Annotated in this window: 6 protein-coding genes; 4 read left to right on the top strand and 2 right to left on the bottom strand. The window is 68.2% G+C overall.

Annotated elements, in window-relative coordinates:
• Window positions 1–117: 117 nt before the first annotated feature.
• Window positions 118–540, bottom strand: a complete 423-nt coding sequence (locus tag AZC_RS09950) for a cupin domain-containing protein (protein ID WP_012170448.1) — start codon at window positions 538–540, stop codon at window positions 118–120.
• Window positions 541–720: 180 nt separating this feature from the next.
• Window positions 721–1,653 (bottom strand): hypothetical protein, encoded by a 933-nt coding sequence (locus tag AZC_RS09945; RefSeq protein ID WP_244421821.1) that lies wholly within the window; start codon window positions 1,651–1,653, stop codon window positions 721–723.
• Between the two features lie 242 nt (window positions 1,654–1,895).
• Between AZC_RS09945 and AZC_RS09940 the strand changes: the two genes are divergently transcribed.
• The 4 genes from AZC_RS09940 (at window position 1,896) to AZC_RS25480 (ending at window position 22,162) form a co-directional block, all read left to right on the top strand.
• The gene (locus AZC_RS09940) at window positions 1,896–2,861 is read left to right on the top strand and encodes a helix-turn-helix domain-containing protein (protein WP_012170446.1); all 966 of its coding nucleotides are present in this window, start codon (window positions 1,896–1,898) and stop codon (window positions 2,859–2,861) included.
• A 133-nt stretch (window positions 2,862–2,994) separates the two neighbouring features.
• Complete coding sequence (gene adh / locus AZC_RS09935) at window positions 2,995–4,512, top strand: aldehyde dehydrogenase (protein WP_012170445.1); 1,518 nt, start codon at window positions 2,995–2,997, stop codon at window positions 4,510–4,512.
• 149 nt (window positions 4,513–4,661) lie between these two features.
• Entirely contained in the window at window positions 4,662–5,009 is a 348-nt protein-coding gene (locus tag AZC_RS09930; protein WP_043879168.1) for a DUF779 domain-containing protein, read from the top strand.
• A gap of 482 nt (window positions 5,010–5,491) precedes the next feature.
• Complete coding sequence (locus AZC_RS25480; protein WP_043879167.1) at window positions 5,492–22,162, top strand: autotransporter-associated beta strand repeat-containing protein; 16,671 nt, start codon at window positions 5,492–5,494, stop codon at window positions 22,160–22,162.
• Window positions 22,163–22,299: the final 137 nt, after the last annotated feature.

Raw genomic sequence — 22,299 nt, 5'->3', positions numbered from 1 at the left:
GAGCTTTGCCTGTTGGTCTTCGGCCGTGCCCGGCGAGCGGCCAGCAGCCCGCGTCCGGCGCTCCGAGGCGCGCCGGCCGATCCGTTCAGAAAAGAGAGGGCGCTTCAGCGCTGGACGTCAGCCGTTGCGGTTCGGCGTCCCGAGCACATGCGTGTCGGGCGGCAGCATCACCTGATCGAAGGTCTGGGTGAACATGGCCGCCGCAAAGAAGGCGACCGCATGCAGCGTCTCGCTGCCCGTATTGACGATGTCGTGCCGCACGTTCGGCGGCAGGGCAAAGACGCTGCCCGCACCAATGGTGCGGCTGCCGTCCTCCATCAGGAGTTCGCCGGTCCCGGCGAGAATGTACTGGGTCTCTTCCGTGGCATCGGTGTGCCAGCCCAGGCGCCCACCGGGCGGAATTTCATACACGATGGTGGAGGACTGGCTCGCGCCCCGCCCGCCGCAGGTGGCAAAGGCCCCGAGCCAGTTGACGGACGGGTCCGTCGCGCCGTGCACATGGATCCGCGCGAGCATGTCGGCGGCAACAATGGGTACCATGACATCCCCCCGATGCTGAGGCTTCCGTCGCCACGATGCCGCTGCTGGTCACCTGATGAGCCGCGCGCCCCGTCCCGACGCACCGGACATTAGAGGCGCCTCCGGGCGGGCGTTACGGAACTTTTCGCCTGCATCGGCAAAGGAAAGCGGAAAGGCAACGCTTTAGGTTACCCTCTACCGTCACGCCGCGCCGACGCTCGCCATGGGGGCCGCTGCAGCGTCTTCGGCGGGGGCCATGCGCGCCTTCGCCATGCGATAGATCAGATCATGGCCAGCCATGGTGTCGGCCAGGAATCGGTCGAAGCCGGCGCGGCACTCGGGCGTGACGTCGACGCTATTGCCGGACAGCCGCACGAAGCCGAGTTCCGCCGCCGCCTGCAGCAGCTTGCGCACATGGGTGCGTGAGACGCCGAAGCTGTCGCCGATCTTGAGAAAGGAGACCTGCGGCGGCGCCTGATCGTCCTGATGGGCGCACAGATGCATGAGCTTGGTCAGGATCATGTGCCCGGCCTGCCGGGGTAGGAAGAAGGCGATCACCGGATTGGCGAGGATGAACTGCTGCGCATGCGCCAGGAACGCGGCGCATATGTCGCGTGCGATCCAGTGGAAGACGGGGTCGTGGTTGACCGGTTCGGGATATCCGGGATCCGGAAACAGGACGTGCAGCGGGTGATAATAGACCCGCAGCGCCCGCCGATCGTGGGTCAGCATCTTGTCCGACGGCGCCAGCAACGTGACGCGGCGATCGTCGGGCGCCCGGTAGGCCGAGATGTATCCGGTATCCACCAGACGGCGGACGATGTCATGGGTCCGGCGCCCGCTCGCGATGCCATGGGTCTCCATCTGCCCCTTGAGCAGTTGCATGGTCGGCCATGTTGCGCGGTCCTCCGGCCGATGGCCGGCGTCCATGATGATGACGCTCATGAAGATCGTTGCCGTGCCGCCATCGATCAGCAGCCGGTTCTCGGCCGGCTGGTTCTCGTGCATTTCGAGCAGTTCGCGAACATACATCTCCCGCGCCAGCCCGAACCGGGGATGCGCCAGAATATCGTCCGCCGACAGCAGAGGCCGGATCTCGCCCATCAGGATTCCATCCCAGGCACGACGTGCCATCCATCTCACCCGGCTCTGTCTTAATCCAATGTAACCGGATTGGGAGTCCCCGCGGCCGCTGGCGGATGACAGCAGCCCGAACGCCCGCCCATCACAGATCCGCGGCCCCGCTTTTGGTCCCGGCGTGCCGCCGCTATAGTTGCGGCAAAAGACCGGTCGGACCGATGCCGTCTGTCCAGACCGACACCGCCATTCGGCGCGAAAACGCGACGCTGGCGGAGACCTCCGGGGAGGAGCCAGTGATGAACAGGGTTTCGTCGCAGCATGCCGACAGGATCGAGACCGCCATCCGTTCCGGCGGGGCGGTGAGTTCCGCCCTTGTTGCCTCCTGGCAGCGGTCCGTCGCCCTCTATCGCCTCGACCCCACGGAGCGGCGCTCGCCCCAGCGGCTGGAACAGCAGAAGCTCTCCGAAGCGCGGCAGCGGCTCGAGCCCATGCTGCGGGCCGCGCAGGCGAGCCTCGACCGGCTCTTCCTCGCCGTCGGCGGCATGGGATGCTGCGTGCTGATCGCCGACCGGGAGGGCATTCCTGTGGAACGCAGGGGCCTTGCCGGCGACGACGACACGTTCGAGCGGTGGGGCCTCTGGCCGGGCTGCATCTGGAGCGAGGAGCACGAGGGCACCAACGGCATCGGCACCTGCCTTGCCGAGCAGCGGGCGCTGACCATCCATCGCGACCAGCACTTCTTCGCCCGCAACACGCTCCTGTCCTGCACCACCGTGCCCATCCACGACCATGAGGGCCACATCGCTGCCGCCCTCGACGTCTCCTCCTGCCGGAGCGGCCTGACGGAGGAACTGGTGAATGTGATCGCCCTCGCCACGGGCGACGCCGCCCGGCGGATCGAGGCGGAAAACTTCCGCCAGGCCTTCCCGAACGCCCGCATCGTCGTGGCGCGCATGGATGACTGGTCGCCGCACGCTTTGCTCGCGGTGGACGGCGAGGACATCATCGTCGGCGCCACCCGCGCCGCACGGCAGGCCTACCGCCATCTCGGCGCAGTCATCGGCAAGCCTTTGTCGCTGACCGACGGAGCGGCAGGCGGACAGGGCTTCGATGCGGAGCTGCGGCAGGCCGAGCGGGCCATCCTGGAACGGGCCCTCATCCGCGCGGGCGGGAACGTCACGGCGGCCGCCCGGCAGCTCGGCCTTTCGCGGGCGACCCTTCACCGCAAGCTGGGAAAGCTCGGCCTCGAACGGGCCAACTGAATATTGCACCGCACAGTGTCGCAGGCCTGCGACACATGGCACCGGCGGGGCCACGCGCCCCCGCTGACAGCCGGTCCCGGCCGACGGACCATGCCTTCACGACGCATCAAACGTCGACCAAGGGAGGCAAGCCATGAACAAGCCGGAATTCGCCCGCGCCACCAAGGTGCCCTTCGCCCCGCGCTACGACAATTTCATCGGCGGGCAGTATGTGCCGCCGAAGTCGGGGCGCTACTTCGACAACAGCTCGCCGGTGAACGGCCGCGTGCTCTGCGAGATCGCCCGCTCGGACGCGGCCGACGTGGAAGCCGCGCTCGATGCCGCCCACCGCGCCAAGGACGCCTGGGGCCGCACCAGTGCCGCCGAGCGTGCCCGCCTGCTGCTGCGCATCGCGGACGTGATGGAGGACAATCTCGACACGCTGGCGCTCGCCGAGACCTGGGATAACGGCAAGCCCATCCGCGAGACCACCGCCGCCGACATTCCGCTCGCCATCGACCACTTCCGCTATTTCGCCGGCGTCGTCCGCGCACAGGAAGGCGGCATCTCGGAGATCGACCACGACACCGTGGCCTATCATTTCCACGAGCCGCTCGGCGTGGTCGGCCAGATCATTCCGTGGAATTTCCCCATCCTCATGGCGGTCTGGAAGCTCGCCCCCGCGCTCGCCGCCGGCAATTGCGTGGTGCTGAAGCCGGCCGAGCAGACGCCCGCCTCCATTCACGTCCTGATCGGCCTTATCGCGGACATCCTGCCCCCCGGCGTGCTGAACGTGGTCAACGGCTTCGGCCTCGAGGCCGGAAAGCCGCTCGCCTCCAGCCCCCGCATCGCCAAGATCGCCTTCACCGGCGAGACCTCCACGGGCCGGCTGATCATGCAGTACGCCAGCCAGAACCTCATTCCCGTGACGCTGGAGCTCGGCGGCAAGTCGCCGAACATCTTCTTCAAGGACGTGGCGGCCGAGGACGACGATTTCCTGGACAAGGCCATCGAAGGTTTCGTCATGTTCGCGCTCAATCAGGGCGAGGTCTGCACCTGCCCCAGCCGCGCGCTCATCCATGAGAGCATCTATGACCGCTTCATGGAGAAGGCCCTGAAGCGCGTCGCCGCCATCACGCAGGGCGATCCGCTCGACCCGGCGACCATGATCGGCGCGCAGGCCTCCGGCGAGCAGATGGAGAAGATCCTCGCCTATCTCGACATCGGCAAGAAGGAAGGCGCCGAGGTCCTGATCGGCGGCGCGCGCAACGAACTGCCCGGAGATCTGGCCGGCGGCTTCTATGTGCAGCCCACCGTCTTCAAGGGCACCAACAAGATGCGCGTCTTCCAGGAGGAGATCTTCGGCCCCGTGGTGTCGGTGGCCACCTTCAAGGACGACGAGGAAGCGCTCGCGATCGCCAACGACACGCTCTACGGCCTCGGCGCCGGCATCTGGACGCGGGACGGAACGCGAGCCTATCGCTTCGGCCGCGCCATTCAGGCCGGCCGCGTCTGGACCAACTGCTACCACGCCTATCCGGCCCACGCGGCCTTCGGCGGCTACAAGCAGTCGGGTATCGGCCGTGAGACGCACAAGATGATGCTGGACCATTACCAGCAGACCAAGAACATGCTGGTGAGCTATTCCCCGAAGAAGCTCGGCTTCTTCTGATACCGCCAAAGACCGGCATCCCAAACATCCGGACCCCGCCCCGAAGCTCGGCGGCCCGCCCGGCCGCCGAACACACGGCACCTTTGCCCACTTCGGCATCGCGGGAACCTTCTCCCCGCGGTGCCGCCTTTGATTTCCGGATCAGCGTCATGGGGACCGTCCCTCCCGACCGCCTGAACGCGACACCTGCCGCTGTTCAGCTGCTCGCTGAAATCATCGCGGACCATGGACCCGTGCTGTTCCACCTGTCCGGCGGATGCTGCGACGGCTCTTCGCCCATGTGCTATCCAAGGGGCGACTTCCTGGTGGGCGACCGCGATGTCCTGCTGGGCCAGATCGGCGACACCCCCTTCTATATCGGTGCCCTGCAATTCGAGGTCTGGAAGCACACCCGGCTGACCCTCGACGTGGTGCCGGGGCGAGGCGGGATTTTCTCCCTCGACAATGGTCGCGAGCGCCGCTTCCTGATCCGCTCGGACGTATGCGCCGCAGGTTAGGGATGCCATCCCAACCCACGTCGGTACATTAAAACCTCCACCAAACACGCAGGTGCAGACCGCTGACGATTGCGCGGCCAGTTTGCGTCCGCACCCCGCTGCTCTCCGATTCGCCGGGCACGGGTGAAACAGCGGCAAAGCGGGCCTCAAGAAACAGCCCCCTCTTTTGCAAATTCAAGGGATTAGCCACCACCTCGCCCGTTCCGGCGCCTCGATTTCTGGGTGGAAAACACCCCGCAAAAGTTGGCGAGAAGCGCTCATGCAATCTGGAATTTGCACGCCGGGACATTCTTAAAATAAGGTATGAAAGTGCCATGGGGATGGGGCGGGGCGGCGCGTTGCGATCATGCCCTCAAAAACGTAGCTCGAAATTTTATTGCATTCCGTAACGCCGTTTGGCGCGGCGGAAATCAGATTTGATGTTTTGGGGGCGGGATTTGACCCGATTGCTGAGAGGACGCACAGCACGCCTGTCTGCGGGCGTGGCTTTCCTGTCTCTCATCCTTCCCGCCGGCGGCGCACGGGAGGTCCGTGCGGATTCGGTGATCGTGACGGACCAGAGCGGCTTCACCACAGCCGTCGATTCCGCCATCACCGTCGGCCAGCCCACCAGCATCACCGCCCAGGGCGGCTCGACATTCGTCGCCAGTCCCGGGTGGAATTTTCCGGGCACCGCCTCAACGCTTCTGCTCACCTTCAACACGTCTCCCTTCGCGATCGGCACGGCCTCGGGAGACGCCGACATCACGGTGGGCAGCAGCACGACGCTGACGCTGAACACCACCTCCGGCACCAGCGCCGGGCGCATGGAGATCGGAAACGGAGGCGCCGGCACGCTCAATCTCGCCGGCGGCACCATCCAGGTGAACCTCGCGGACACGAGCACGGCCCCCGGAACGTCAATCGGGCGGATCTGGGTGGGCGGCGGCGCCACCAACACGACCGGCGGCACCGGCACGCTCAACATGACCGATGGCGAGCTGCTCTATGTGGCCAATGCCGGCAGCCTGAACTACGGCGGGCTCGCCATCGGGCGCGGCAGCAGCGTGACTGGCCTGTTCAACCAGAGCGGCGGCACGGTGCGCTTCAGCAGCGCGGGCTCGCTCGATCTCGGCACACAAGGGGGCACCGGAACCTACGCCCTGTCAGGTAACGCCGTCTTCGACGCCGCGTCTGGCGGCATGACCGCCTATATCGGCTCCCGCACCTCCGGCGCCGGCGGATCCGGAACTGCATCGAGCGGCACGCTCACGATCTCTGACAACGCCCAGTTTTCCATGACCACCGGCAGCTTCGCCGGTGGGCAGCTCTATGTGGGCGACTCGAAGGGATCAGGGACCATCACGCAGGATGGCGCAGGCTCCGTCGTCACGCTGGCCCTCTCGAACCCGATCAGGTTCGGGAGCGACGTCAGCAATTACGGCACGGGCGGCAGCGGTGTTTACAATCTGTCGGCCGGCACGCTGTCGGTCCAGAATGCCGGCGGGTCCGCCCAGATCATCTTCGGCGCGTCCTCCGGCGGCACGGGCAGCTTCAACATCTCCGGCGGCTCGGCCACCGTCGCCACCACGCTGGTACTGGCCAGCGTCTCCGGCTCCACCGGCACCGTCAATCTCACCGGAGGGTCCCTCACCCTTTCCGGCTCCAGCTATCTGAACTTCGGGTCGGGAACCGGCACGTTCAACCTCAGCGGCGGCAGCTTCACCGTCGGTGGCACCAACGGCATCAGGGGCACGGGCCAGTTCAATTTCGGAGACGGCACGCTGATCGCCGGAAGCGCGCTCACCACGTCCAACGCGATGACGCTGGTGAATGGCAAGACGGCGACGATCAACACCAGCGGCACGACCGCCACGCTGTCTGGCGTTCTCTCGGGCGCGGGCGCGTTGCGCAAGTCGGGGGCGGGAACGCTGACCCTTTCGGCCAGCAATACCTATTCCGGCGGAACGCTGATCGACGCCGGGACCATCTCCGCTGGCGCCAGCACCGCGCTCGGCAGCGGCATCGCACGGTTCACCGGCAACAGCACCCTCGCCTTCACCAGCGGCACCAGCCTTGCCAATGCGGTGGTGGTGGACAGCGGGATAACGGGAACGCTCAGTCTCGCCTCGGGGTCGGCCACGCTGAGCGGCAACCTGTCGGGCGCGGGCAACATCACAAAATCGGGCGCGGGCACGCTCGTGCTCACGGGAACGGACAGCCGCACCGGCGCCACATCGGTCACGGCGGGCACCCTCACGGCCGGAGCCGCCGGCGCGCTTTCGAGCAGCAGCGCGGTGGACGTATCGGCGGGCGCCATCCTCACCCTCAGTGCCAACCAGACCATCGCAGCCCTGACGGGCTCGGGTCAGGTCCAGACCAATACCAGCACGCTCGTCGTCAGCGGCAACGGGGACACGACGTTCCAGGGCACCATCACCAATGGCGGGCAGGCCTGGGACAGTTCGTACGGCATCTTCACGAAGCAGGGCACCGGCACGCTGACCCTGTCCAACGCCACCATCACCGGCGGCGAGACGCATGTGGAGAACGGCGGCCTGGCCGTCACCTCGGGCACTTCGTCGGTGGATTATCTCGCCATCGGCACGGGCAACGGCAACACCGGGACACTAACCGTCTCCGGTGGAACGCTGAACATCGGCACGGCGCTGCAGGTGGGAGACTGGAGCGGGACCGGGACGGTCAACCAGAGCGGCGGCACCGTGAACGTGCAGCCGACCTGCGGCGACCTCACCCATTGCGCCTCCCTCAATATCGGCAACCAGGGTGGCACCGGCACCTACAACATCAGCGCGGGAACGCTGAATCTGGTGGGCGGGATCAACAATCTCGGCCGCAGCACCGGCTCGCGCCCGGCCTCAGCGGGCACGCTGAATATCAGCGGCTCCGGCACCGTCGTGGTCCAGACGGACGCCAACGGCCCCGCCAGTCTCATCCTGGGCAATCGCGAGAGCGGAGCCACCAACCAGGGCACCGGCACGATCATCCAGACCGGCGGCGCGCTGACGATCTCGCAAAGCTCGCACCTCTATCTCTCCGCGTATGGCAACGGCCGTTACGATCTCCTGGGCGGCACGCTCCAGGTGGGCGGCAGCGACGGGCTGGTGGGTAATTTTGCCGGCAGCGGCACGTATCAATTCAATTTCGGCGGCGGCACGATCCAGGTGATCGGCGCCGACCTGAACACTTCGGTGAATGCGGCCCTCGTATCCGCAACCACCAGCACCATCGACACCAACAGCTTTAATGCCGCGCTCTCCGGCGTCGTCGCCGGCGCTGGTGCCCTCACCAAGACAGGGACAGGGACGCTCACGCTCTCTGGGACGAACACCTTTACGGGCGGGCTGACCATCAACACCGGCACCGTCTCGGTGGCGAGCGAAGCCAATCTGGGCGACGGCGCCAGCGCGCTGACGCTGGCGGGGGGAACGCTCGCGGCCACCAGTTCCTTCACGACCACGCGCGCCATCCATCTGGACACGGCGGGCGGCACCTTCAGCGTGGCCTCGGGGCAGACCCTGACGCTCGATACCCAGGTCGATGGCGGTGGCGCGCTGACCGCCACGGGCGGTGGCACCCTCGTCCTCAACGCTGGTAACGCATATACCGGCGGCACAACGATTTCGGGCGCGACCGTACAGATCGCGTCGGACGACGCGATGGGCGATACGGGTAGCGCCCTGACCTTCTCCAACGGCACGCTGCAAACGACCGCCACCCTGTCCTCCAACCGGCAGGTCAGCCTGAGCGGAACCGGAACGGTCAGCCCCGGCAGCGGGACGACTCTGACGCTCAACGGCGTCCTGTCCGGCACGGGTGGGCTCACGGTGAATGGGGCGGGCACTCTCCTCCTCACCGGCACCAACACCTATTCCGGCGGCACCACCATCTCCGCCGGCACGCTGCAGATCGGCAGCGGCGGCGCGGCGGGCAGCATCACGGGTGACATTACCGACAATGCGGCGCTGATCTTCAACCGGTCGGACAGCGTCACCTATGGCGGCACCCTCTCCGGGACCGGAACCCTGACGCAGGCGGGCAGCGGCACGCTCATCCTTACAGGCACCAACACCTATTCCGGCGGCACCACCATCTCGGCCGGCACCGTACAGGTTGAGGCCGATGCAGGCCTCGGCAGCGGGGTCCTGACCCTCGCAGGCGGCACCCTGTCCACCACGGGCACATTAAGCTCCACCCGGAATGTGACCCTGTCCAGCGGCTCCAGCATCTCGGCAGCCGCCGACACCATCCTCACGCTGGGCGGTGTCATTTCCGGCACGGGTGCGCTGACGGTGAACGGGCCCGGCACCGTCGTTCTCTCGGGCACGAATACCTATAGCGGCGGCACGACGGTTTCCGCCGGCACCCTGCAGGTCGGCGCCGGCGGCACCTCCGGTGTTGTCGCGGGCGATATCACCAACAACAGCGCGGTGGTGTTCAGCCGGTCGAACAATGTCACCTATTCCAACGTCATCTCGGGCACCGGCTCGGTGACGCAGGCCGGCTCGGGCACCCTCACCCTTTCGGGGACGAACACCTTCTCCGGCGGCCTGACCATTGCGGCAGGCTCGGTGTCGGTGGGAAGTGACGGGAACCTGGGCGCCACCTCAGGTGAGGTCACGCTCTTCGGCGGCGGCATACTTTCGACAAGTGCCGACTTCTCCAGTGGTCGCACGTTCCATCTCGGCGCGGGTGGCGGCACGATCAACGCCGCCACTGCGACCACCTTGACGTTGACGGGAACGGTGGATGGCACCGGCACGCTGACGAAAGCCGGAAGCGGCACCCTCATCCTGTCCGGTACCCAGTCCTATACGGGTGGAACAACCGTCTCCGCCGGCACCCTCCAGATCAACGCGACGAGCTTCTCGTCGGACATCGTGAACAACGCCACCGTCACCTTCAACTCGGGGCTCACCTATGCCGGTGCGATCTCCGGAAGCGGCGCTGTCAGGAAGATTGGCACGGACACGCTCATCCTGAGCGGCACCAACACGTATTCAGGCGGCACCACCATCTCCGCCGGCACATTGGAGGTCGCCAGCGATACGGCACTCGGCACCGGGACGCTGAGCCTTGGCGGTGGCACCCTGTCCACCACCAGCACGTTCACCTCCACCAAGAATGTGGCCCTCACCAGCAGTTCCTCTGTTTCCGTCGCCACCGGCACGACGCTGACGCTCAGCGCTATCGTTTCTGGGACCGGCTTCGGACTCACGGCGAACGGCGCCGGCACGCTCGTCCTCTCCGGCGTCAACACCTATACCGGCGGCACCACCATCGCGGGCGGCACGGTCCAGATTGCGGCGAACAGCGGCCTTGGTACCAGTGGGGGCGTCACGTTTTCGGGCGGAACGCTGGTCGCCACGGGAACCTTTACCAATTCGCGCGCCACCACCTTGTCCACCGGCAGCGGCGGCACATTCGCACCGGCAGCGGGCGTGACCGTCACCTGGAACGGCGTCATCAGCAATGGTGGGGCCCTGACCATGTCGGGCGCCGGGACCCTGGTTCTCGGCGGGATCAATACCTATACCGGCGGCACGACCATCAATTCCGGCACCGTGAGCATCAATGCCGAGACCCGCCTCGGCAATACGAGCGGCGCCCTGACCATGGCGGGCGGCACGCTGGCCACCACCGCGTCAATAACAATCGGGCGCGCCATCTCCCTCACCGGCGCCGCCACCATCAGTCCTTCAGGAACGACAACCATTTCGAGCGGGATGACCGGCTCGGGCGGACTTACCAAGAGCGGCGCCGGCACCCTGATCCTCACGGGCGCCAACACCTTTTCCGGCGGCACAACCATATCGTCAGGCACGCTGCAGATCGGGAATGCCGGAACGACCGGCAGCATCACCGGCGACGTCACGAACAATGCGACGCTCACCTTCTCCCGCAGCGATACCCTTACCTACGGCGGCACTATATCCGGCACCGGCGCCGTCTCGAAGGTGAGTGGCGGCACCCTCACGCTGTCCGGGACCAACACCTATAGCGGTGGCACGACCGTCTCGGCTGGAACCCTGCAGGTGTCCGCCGACGCCAATCTGGGTGACGCCTCAGGAAGTCTCACCATCAGCGGGTCCAGCACCAACCTCGTCACCACGGCAAGCTTCAGTTCTGGCCGGGCCGTGATCCTCGGCAACGGCTTCATCAAGCCGGACGCCGGCACCACGCTCACGCTGTCCGGGGTGCTCTCCGGTACCCTTCTCAGAATGGGCGGCGGTGGCACGCTCATCCTCTCCGGGACCAACACGTATACGGGAACCACCAGCATAAGCGGCGGCGGCACGCTTCAGGTGTCGGCCGACGCCAACCTCGGTGCCGGCACGGGAATCTCGTTCACGAACGGCACGCTGGCGACCACGGGAACGTTCTCGTCCGCCCGCACTGTGTCACTGAACAGCGCCGGCACCTTCGCCCCGTCCACCGGCACAACGCTCACCCTCTCCGGCGATATCTCAGGCAGCGGGGGGCTGACGCAAGCGGGCGCGGGGACGCTCATCCTGTCTGGGACGAACACCAATACGGGCGGCACCACGGTCTCGGCGGGGACGCTTCAGGTGTCCTCTGACGCGAACCTCGGTGACTCAACCGGCGCCCTGACCCTGGCAGGTGGCACCCTGGCCTCCACGGCCACGTTCAGTTCCAGCCGGTCTGTGCTCCTGTCCGGCAGTTCCGTGGTTTCTGCGGCCACGGGCACCACCCTGACGCTTTCGGGCGTGGTTTCCGGTAGCGGCGGCAGCCTGACCAAGGCGGGCAGCGGCACGCTGGTGCTCAGCGGCGCCAACACCTACAGCGGCGGCACCACTGTTTCCGGCGGCACGCTGCAGATCGCGACGGCCAACAATCTCGGCTCAGGGGCCCTCACCCTTTCCGGCGGCACGCTGGCCACCACGTCGTCGCTCACGTACGGCTCCAACGTATCCCTCGCCGCCAATAGCGGGGTCGCCCCCTCTACCGGCACCGCGCTCACGCTCGCCGGCGTGCTCTCCGGCACCGGCGGGCTCAACATGGCAGGCCCGGGGACGCTGGTTCTGGCATCGAGCCTCAACAGCTATTCCGGCGGCACGACGCTGTCTGGCGGCATTCTGCAACTGTCCAGCGACGGCAATTTGGGTGCCAGCACCGGCGGCCTCACCCTTGATGGCGGCACGCTCGCCGTCGTTGCGGACATCACCTCAGCCCGCACGGTCTCGGTGACCGGAAACAGCGCCATCAACACCGACCCGGGCCTGACGCTGACCCTCACCGGCAGCATTTCCGGCAGCGGCGCCTATTCGAAGACCGGCGATGGCACGCTCATCCTCGCCGGCGCGGACACCCACACGGGCGGCACGGCCGTAACCAGCGGCACGTTGCAGGTGGGCGACGGCGCCACATCCGGCAGCCTCGCCGGGGACGTGCTCCTCGACGGAAACAGTTCGCTGGTCTTCAACCGCACCGACGCCGCGATCTTTGCGGGCGAAATCTCCGGCAACGGCTCGCTCACCCAGGCGGGCACCGGCACGCTGACGCTTACCGGCGAGAACAGCTATGGCAACGGCACCTTCATTTCGACCGGCACGCTGCAGATCGGCAATGGCGGCACCTCCGGGCACATCTCAGGCGATGTGAGCAATGGCGGCGCCCTCGTCTTCAACCGCTCCGACGATGTGACGTTCGATGGCACGATCTCGGGTGTCGGATCGGTGACACAGGCAGGCACCGGCACGCTGACCCTGACCGCAGACAACAGTTACACCGGCGGCACGGCCATTTCCGCCGGCACACTGCAGGTCGCAACGGATGCGAAGCTCGGCGACGCGTCGGGGGGACTTACCCTGTCGGGCGGCGGCACCCTGGCCGCCTCCGGCACTTTCTCATCGAACCGCGGCATCACGATCACAGGCAGCGGGTCTTTCGCCCCAGCCGGCATCGCGACACTGACCCTGAACGGCGTCATCGCCGGAACCGGCTCTCTGACGCTCTCCGGCGACGGCGTGCTCGCCCTGACCGCCACGAATACCTACAGCGGTGGCACCATCGTCTCCGCCGGCTTCCTGCAGATCGCCTCCGACGCCGCGCTGGGCAACGCTGCGGCCGGCCTGACCGTTTCGGGCGGCACGCTTCAGACCACCGCCGACCTCACGTCCGCCCGCGCCGTCACCCTGACCGGCACCGGCATCTTTGCCCCCGACAGCGGAACAGCCCTCACGCTCTCCGGCACCATCTCCGGGTCTGGTGCGCTCCTCATGGCCGGTGCCGGCACGCTGATCCTGTCCGGCACCAACACCTATACCGGCAACACCACGATCTCTTCCGGCACGCTGCAGGTCGCCGCGGACAACGCCTTGGGTGACCTCAGCAAATCCATCTCTCTGTCCGGCGGCACGCTGGCGACGACGGCCACGTTCTCCTCGACCCGCGCTTTCGCCCTCGGGGCGGCGGGCGGCACGATCTCGACCGCGAATGGCACGACCCTGACGCTCGGCGGCGTGGTATCGGGCCCCAGCGGGGCCCTCACCAAGGCCGGCGCGGGCACGCTGGTGCTGACCGGCACCAACACCTATGCGGGCGGCACAACCATCTCCGCCGGCACGCTGCAAATCGGCGACGGCGGCACCACGGGCCGGATCCTCGGCAACGTGGTGAACAGTGCCGCCCTCGCGTTCAACCGCTCCGATGCCGTGACCTTTGCGGGCGTGATCTCCGGCTCCGGCGCGGTGACGCAGGCCGGCACCGGCACGCTGACCCTGTCCGGGACCAACACCTATAGCGGCGGGACGACGATCTCGGCAGGCACGCTGCAAATCTCCTCCAACGCCAACCTCGGCGACGCCGCTGGCGGGCTGACGCTCTCCGGCGGCACGCTCTCGGCAACTGCGGACCTCACCACCGCGCGAGCCGTCAGCCTGACCGGGAGCGGCACGTTCGCGCCCGCCGCAGGCAAGGTCCTGACCCTTAGCGGCGTCATTTCCGGAACCGGCAGTCTGACCATGACCGGCGCGGGGCGGCTCACCCTCTCCGGCGCCAACACCTATAGCGGTGGCACCATGGTTTCGGCCGGAACGTTGGTCATTTCGTCCGACGGCAACCTTGGCGATGCCGCCGGCAGCCTCGCTTTGACCAGCGCGACCCTCAACACCGGCAACAGCACCTTCACCTCCGCCCGCGCGGTGTCGCTGTCCGGCAGCAATTCGATCTTCACGACAGGGGCTGGCACCCTCACCCTCAGCGGCATCGTCTCGGGAACCGGTTCGCTGAACAAGGGCTCGGCGGGCACGCTGGTGCTCTCCGGCACCAACACCTATTCCGGCGGCACCACCCTGTCCGCCGGCACCCTGCAGGTGGCCTCGGACAGCAATCTCGGTGATGCGTCCGGCGCTCTGACGCTCGGGGGCGGCACGCTGGCGACGACGGCCTCCTTCTCCTCCGCGCGGGCCATCACGCTCACGGGAACCGGCGCCATCGTCCCGGCCTCCGCCACGAGCCTGACCCTCAGCGGCGTGCTCTCCGGCACTGGCGACCTCACCATGTCCGGCGCCGGCACGCTGATCCTCACTGGCGCGAACACCTATTCCGGCGACACCACGATCTCGGCCGGCGCGTTGCAAGTCGGCAACGGCGGCACCTCGGGCAGCATCAGCGGCGATTTGGTGAACAATGCCGCTTTGGTCTTCAACCGCTCCGATGCCCTCACCTTCGGCGGCGCCATCTCCGGCTCGGGCACCCTCACCCAAGCGGGATCGGGCACGCTCACCCTCAGCGGGACCAGCACCTATTCCGGCGGAACGACCGTCTCGGCCGGCGCGCTGCTGGTGTCGGGCTCCATCGCCGGCGCCGTGTCGGTGGCCAGCGGGGCGACGCTCGGCGGCGGCGGCTCCATCGGCGGCGCGGTCACGCTGGCGAGCGGGGCGAGGCTCGCGCCAGGCGTGTCCGGAACGCCGGGCACCCTGTCGGTCGGGGCCCTGACGGTGTCCTCCGGCGCCACGCTGGCCTTCGATCTGGCACAGCCGAACAGCCCATCGAGCGGGCTCAACGACCGCATTGCCGTGAGCGGAAATCTCACGCTGGCTGGCGGGCTCCTCACGGTGAACGGGGGCGGCACCTTCCAGACCGGCAGCTACCGGCTCATCGACTATTCCGGCAGCCTCATCCTGACGGGCGGTGGGCTGACGCTCTCGGGCGCCCCCCCTGCCCTCGCCTCCAGCGTGATCCAGACGGCGGTGGCGGGACAGGTCAATCTCGTGACGCTGGCGGACGGGGTTTCGACCCAGTGGTGGAACGGCGCGGGCACAGCCGGAAGCGGCACCATCTCCGGCGGCGCCGGCACTTGGAGCGGGACCGCGTCGAACTGGACGAACGTCAATGGCACCATCGCCCAGAGCTGGATCGACGGCGGCATCGGCATCTTCACGGCGACTGCCGGCACTGTGGATGTCAGCGGAGCGGTGAGCGCCAGCGGCCTGCAATTTGCGACCTCCGGTTATGTGCTGAGCGGCACGGGGACCCTCTCGCTGGTGGCGCAGGCCGGCGGCGACGCCCCCTATGTCCAAGTGGACAGCGGCTCGGCGGAGATCGCGACCGTCGTCGCCGGTACGGCCGGCCTGACGAAGACCGGCGCGGGCACGCTCGTCCTGTCCGGCACCAACACCTATTCCGGTGGCACCACCCTTTCCGCCGGCGCCTTGCAGGTGGCCTCCGACAGCAATCTCGGCGATGCGTCCGGCGCTCTGGCGCTCGCGGGCGCCACGCTGGCGACGACGGCTTCCTTCTCCTCTGCCCGGAACGCGACGCTCACGGGCAGCAGCGCCATCGCCCCGGCCAGCGCCACGATGCTGACGCTCAGCGGCGTGCTCTCCGGTACCGGCGCGCTCACCATGTCCGGCGCCGGCACGCTCGTCTTCACCGGCGCCAATACCTATTCGGGCGGCACCACCATCGCATCCGGCACGCTTCAAATCGGCAGCGGCGGCACCTCCGGCAGCATCAGCGGCGATGTGGTGGACAATGCCGCCCTCGTCTTCAACCGCTCCGATGCGTTCGCCTTCGGCGGTGCCATCTCAGGTTCCGGCACCGTGACGCAGGCGGGAACGGGCACGCTCACCCTCTCCGGCACCAATAGCCATACGGGCGGCACGACGGTCACCGGCGGTACCTTGCGTGTGTCCTCCGACGCCAACCTCGGCGATGCGTCGGGCGCACTCGCCCTTTCCGGCGGCACGCTGGCGACGACCGCCTCCTTCACCTCCGGACGGGCCGTCACGCTCTCCGGCAGCAGCGCCTTCGTACCCGCCTCGGCCACCAGCCTGACGGTCGGCGGCGCGATTTCGGGCACGGGCGCGCTCACCCTGTCCGGAGCCGGGACACTCATTCTGTCCGGCACCAACACCTATTCCGGCGGCACCACCATCGCGTCCGGCACCTTGCAGATCGGCGCTGGCGGCACGACCGGCAGCATCGCCGGCGATATCACCAACGCTTCGGCTCTGGCCTTCAACCGGGCCGACACCGCCGTCTTCGCCGGTATCGTCTCCGGCACGGGCTCGCTCACCCAGTCCGGGAGTGGCACACTGGTGCTGACGGGTGCCAGCACCTATTCGGGTGGCACCACAGTCGCCGCCGGCACGCTCCAGATCGGCAACGGCGGGACATCGGGCAGCATCGCGGGCGACGTGGTGGACAATGCCGCCCTCGCCTTCAACCGCTCCGACGCCGTGACCTTTACAGGCAGCATTTCCGGCACCGGCACGCTGACCCAGGCCGGTTCGGGCACGCTGACGCTCACGGGCGCGAACAGCTACAGCGGCGGCACCATCCTCTCCGCCGGCACGCTCCGGGTCGCCGCCGACGCCAATCTCGGCGCGGCGGCCGGCGGCCTGACGCTGGCCGGCGGAACGCTCGCCACCACCGCCTCCTTCACCACGAACCGCGCGGTGGCCCTGACGGCGAACGGGACCGTCTCGCCCGCCGCGAGCACGACCCTGACCCTCAGCGGCACGATGTCCGGCGCCGGAAGCCTGACGCAGGTGGGGGCTGGCACGCTGGTCCTCTCCGGCACGAACACCTATTCCGGCGGCACGACGGTTGCGGCAGGTGTGCTGCAGGTCGCCTCGGACGCCTCTCTCGGCACTGCCGCAGGAGGGCTTTCGCTCACGGGCGGCACACTGCTGAGCGTCGCGAGCTTCGCGTCCGATCGTGCAGTGACGCTGACCGGCAACGGCATCTTCACCCCCGCCTCGGGGACCACGCTGACGCTCGGCGGAACGATCTCCGGCTCCGGCCAGCTCACGCAGGCGGGTCCGGGCACGCTGGTGCTTGACGGCACCAGCAGCTATGTGGGCGGAACGACCGTTTCCGCCGGCACGCTGCGCATCGGCGGCGGGGGCACCAGCGGCTCGCTCGCCGGGGCCATCGCCAACAGCGGCACGGTGATGTTCAACCGCTCCGACGATGTGACCGCCGGCGGCGCGATCACGGGCACCGGTGCGCTGATCCAGCAGGGCAGCGGCAAGCTCACGCTCGCCGGTGCCAACAGCGCGGGCGCGGGGACGACCGTCTCCGCCGGCACCCTCGAACTTCCGAACGGCGTCACCCTCGCCAGCACCATCCTCGTGCAGTCCGGCGCCACGTTGCAGGGCGCAACGGACGGAACCGGAGGGCCCTCCGTCAACGGGACGGTGACGGTGCAGAACGGCGGCATCCTCAACGCGATGGTGGCCGGCGTGAGCGGGCTCAACGGCCTGTCCATGGCGGGCCTGTCCCTCTCGGATCTCGCCAATGTCAACGTGACGCTCGGGGCGAACACGGGCACGGCCGCCTTTTCCGCGGACACGCTCACCCTCGACGGCATCCTCAACGTGGCCGACGGCGGCGCCATGTCGCTGGGCGTCTACCGCCTCCTGTCATACACGACGCTCAGCGCCGACAACGGGCTCGTGCTCGGCACCACGCCCACCAGCTTCGCCTATGAGATCCAGCAGGCTCCTGGCGAGGTCAATCTCGCCGTGCTGAGCGGCGACATGCTCTACTGGAACGGCAACGCCACCACGCCCGACGGCACGGTCCACGGCGGCAGCGGCACTTGGACAGCGGCGGGCTCAAGCCAGAACTGGCTCACCTCGCCCCTCAACCAGTCGCGCGCCTGGAACAGCCAGTTCGCCGTCTTCTCCGGCACCGCGGGCACCGTCACCGTCGACGGCTCCGTGACCACCACCGGAATGCAATTCATGGTGGACGGCTACGCGGTGAACGGCGGGAGCATCGCCCTCGCCGCCACGTCCGGCCGCACCCCGGTGCGCGTGGGCGACGGAACGAGCGCCGGCGCGGGCTTCACCGCCGCCATCGGCTCCGAACTCACGGGCACGACGGGGCTTGAGAAGACCGACCTCGGCACCCTCGTGCTCACCGGGGCCAACAGCTATGGCGGCGGCACCGCCGTCACGCAGGGCCGGCTCCAGATCGGCAATGGCGGCACGAGCGGGTCGATCACCGGCGACGTGGCCGTCGCGTCCGGGGCGAGCCTCGCTTTCAATCGCAGCGATGCCATCACCTTCGGCGGTGCCATCAGCGGCACCGGCGGCCTGGCGCAGCTCGGCACCGGCACGCTGACGCTGACCGGCAGCAACACCTTCACCGGCGGGGCCACCATCGCCTCGGGCACGCTGCAGGTGGGCGACGGCGGCACCAGCGGCGCCATCGCCGGCAATGTGGCCGACAATGGTCGGCTCGTCTTCAACCGCGCCGACGCCATCACCTTCGCCGACGCCATCTCGGGCAGCGGATCGCTGACCAAGCTTGGCGCGGGCACGCTCACGCTCAGCGGCGCCAACACCTATAGCGGCGGCACGGACATCGCGGGCGGCGCGCTGGCGCTGACCGGCAGCCTCGCCGGCGATGTGTCGGTGCGGGACCAGACGACACTCTCTGGCACCGGCGCCATCGCGGGCACCGTGCGCGTGCTGACCGGTGGCGTCCTCGCCGGCACGCAGCCCACCGGCCTCACCATGGGCGGTCTCGATCTCGACGCCGGCGCCAACGTGAATGTGACGCTCGGCAACCCGGCGGGCGGCGGCGTCTTCACCGTCAATGGCGACGTGACGCTTGATGGAACGCTCAACGTCACGCAGTCGACCGGCTTCGGCTCGGGCCTCTACCGGATCGTCAGCTATACGGGCGCCCTGACCGACAACGGGCTCGACCTTGCCACACTGAGCGGCGGCTTCAGCGGCGAGGTGCAGACCTCCGTGGGAGGTGAGGTCAACCTCGTGGTGGCGCAAAGCGGCGGTTCCGTTCGGTTCTGGAACGGGGCGCAGACCACGCCCACCGGCACGGTGGTCGGCGGCTCGGGCACCTGGACCGCCGGGGCCCAGACCAACTGGACCACTGCCGGCGGCGACATCTCCCTGCCGTGGAACGGCACCTTCGCCGTCTTCCAGGGGGCTGCGGGAACGGTGACGGTGGACAACAGCGCGGGGCAGGTCTCCGTCGCGGGCCTACAGTTCGTGGAGACCGGCTATGTGGTGGGCGGCGGAGCCTTGGCGCTCACCGGCACGGGCCCGGCGATCATCCGCGTCGGCGATGGCACGGCAGCCAGCGCCACCAGGGTCGCAACCATCCAGAGCGCTCTCACCGGCAGCACGGGAATGGAGAAGACCGACCTCGGCACGCTCATCCTCTCGGGGGCGAACACCTATACGGGCGGGACCACCATTTCCGCCGGCACCCTCCAGATCGGCAACGGCGGCGCTGCGGGCTCCATTCTCGGCGATGTGGTGAACAATGCGGCGCTCGTCTTCAACCAGTCGGGCACGACGCGCTTTGACGGCGTGATCTCGGGCACCGGCTCGGTGACGCAGGCCGGCACGGGGACGCTCACGCTCGGCGGGGCCAACAGCTATGCCGGGGGTACGACGGTCAACGGCGGCACCCTGCGCCTCCTGTCGGCGCAGGCGCTCGGCCAGGGCGGACTGACCCTCAACGGCGGAGGCACGCTGCAGGCGAGCGACAGCTTCACCTATGCCGGCGGCATCCTCCTCGGCGGGGCCGGCCCGGCAGCGGGCATCGCCGTGGATGCGGACAAGACCCTCACCCTGTCGGGCGCCCTCTCCGGCACCGGCGCCCTGGCGAAGACTGGCACCGGCACGCTCGTCCTGACCGGCAACAACACCTACACCGGCGGAACGACCGTGAGCGCGGGCACGCTGTCGGGCAATGCCGCGAGCCTGCAGGGCAACATCGTCAACAATGCCGCGCTGGTCTTTAACCAGACCGGCACCGGCACCTATGCGTCCGTGATCTCCGGCATCGGCTCGATGACCAAGACCGGCTCCGGTACCCTCATCCTCACCGGCAACAACACCTATACGGGCGGCACCCTCATCTCCGAAGGCACCCTCCAGATCGGCAACGGCGGGACGACGGGCGACATCGTGGGCGACGTGGTCAACAACGCCTCCCTCGTCTTCAACCGCTCGGGCACCTACACCTTCACCGGCGCCATCACCGGCTCCGGCACGGTCGTGTTCTCCGGCGGCGGACAGGTGCAGTTCTCCGCGCCCTATACCGGGGCGGTCGCCGTCGACAACACCTTCCTGCGCATGGCACCGGGAACGACGAGTGCCTCCAGTTTCACGGTCAATGCCGGCGGCGTCATCGGCGGCACGGCGCAGATCGGCGGTCTCACGGTGAATGCGGGCGGCACGGCCGCACCGGGCTATTCTCCGGGCACCCTCACCGTCAACGGATCGGTCTCGTTCAACGCCGGGGCCATCTATGCGGTCGACGTGACGCCACAGGGCGCCCACGACCTCATCGTCGCCACCGGCAGCGTGTCGCTCTCCTCCAGCGCCAGCGTGCAGGTCGCGGCCGTGCCGGGCACCTATCCGCTGCGAAGCACGGTCACCATCCTCACGACATCCGGGACGCTGATCGGAACCTTCGGCAGCGTCACGTCCAACTACGCCTTCCTTCAGCCGGAACTGAGCTACGACCAGCAGAACGTCTATCTGAACCTCGTCTATACGGGCACGCAGTTCATCGACTACGCCCAGACCCCCAACCAGGGGAGCAGCGCAGCGGCGGCGCAGGCGCTGGGCGCGGGCAACGCCGTGTACGACGCTTTGCTCGCGCAGCCGGCCACAGGCGTCGCTCCCGCGCTGAATCAGCTGTCTGGCGATATCTATCCCTCGCTGAGCACGCTCGCCCAGCAGGAGTCCATCTATCTGCGCGATGCGGTCGGAACACGCCTACGCCAGGCGGCCGCCACCGGCTCCGGCGCGCTCTCCTCCGCGGCCAGGCTCGGCGGGCCGGGCACGGCGGCCTTGAGCCGCGATCTGGCGCCGACGCTGTGGGCGCAGGGCTATGGCGGCTGGGGCAATCTGTTCAGCAACGGCAATGCGGCGAGCCTCTCCTCGTCGGTGGGCGGCTTCCTCGCGGGTCTCGACGCGACGGTGCTCGACACGGTCCAGGCCGGCATCGTCGGCGGCTTCAGCCAGACGCGCTTCGACGCCAACGCCCGCAACGCCTCCGGCACCATGGATAATTACAGCGTCGGCCTCTATCTCGGCACGCAGCAGGGGCCGATCGGGCTGCGCGGCGGCGTGTCCTACACGTGGCACGACCTTCAGGTGGCCCGCACCGTGGCCTTCTCCGGCTTTAGCGCCGCGCAGAGCGCCGGATACACGTTGGGCACAACGCAGGTGTTCGGCGAGGCGTCCTACCGTATGGGCCTTGCCGGCTACGAGTTGGAACCTTTCGCCGGCCTGGCCTATGTGGCGGTGTCCGGCGGGTCGGCCATCGAGACCGGCGTCGGTGGCGCGAACCTGACCATGCAGGTCGGCGGGCAGCAGGCCCTCTACAGCACGCTGGGCGCCCGTGCGGCCACCTCGCTCACCCTCGGCGGCCGGACCCTGACGCCCAGCCTGACCCTGGGCTGGCAGCATGCGTTCGGGGACACGGCGTCCACCGCCGACATGGCCTTCGTGGGCAGCACGGCGCCGTTCCAGGTGCAGGGCCTGCCCATCGCGCGCGATACGCTCCTCACCGGCGCGGGCCTCGCCTATGCCCTGTCCGACCTTGCCACCATCCAGGTGAACTATTCGGGCCAGATCGCCGCCCAGGCGAGCCAGAATGCCGTCTCTGCGCAGTTCTCGCTGAGGTTCTGACAAGACCGCCCGCGGTGCGCGGCGCGGCTCAGGCGGACGAGGCCGCTGAGTCATCGCTCGATGAATCGAGCGGCGCCTTCCTCGCGGTCGAGCGCCTAAGCGCATCTTACGCCCCCGTCCGGCCGTCAAGGGGCCGG

Source organism: Azorhizobium caulinodans ORS 571, from assembly GCF_000010525.1.
Classification (GTDB): domain Bacteria; phylum Pseudomonadota; class Alphaproteobacteria; order Rhizobiales; family Xanthobacteraceae; genus Azorhizobium; species Azorhizobium caulinodans.
Note: the sequence above shows the minus strand (reverse complement) of the source record. Positions and strands in the feature narration are given on the sequence as shown.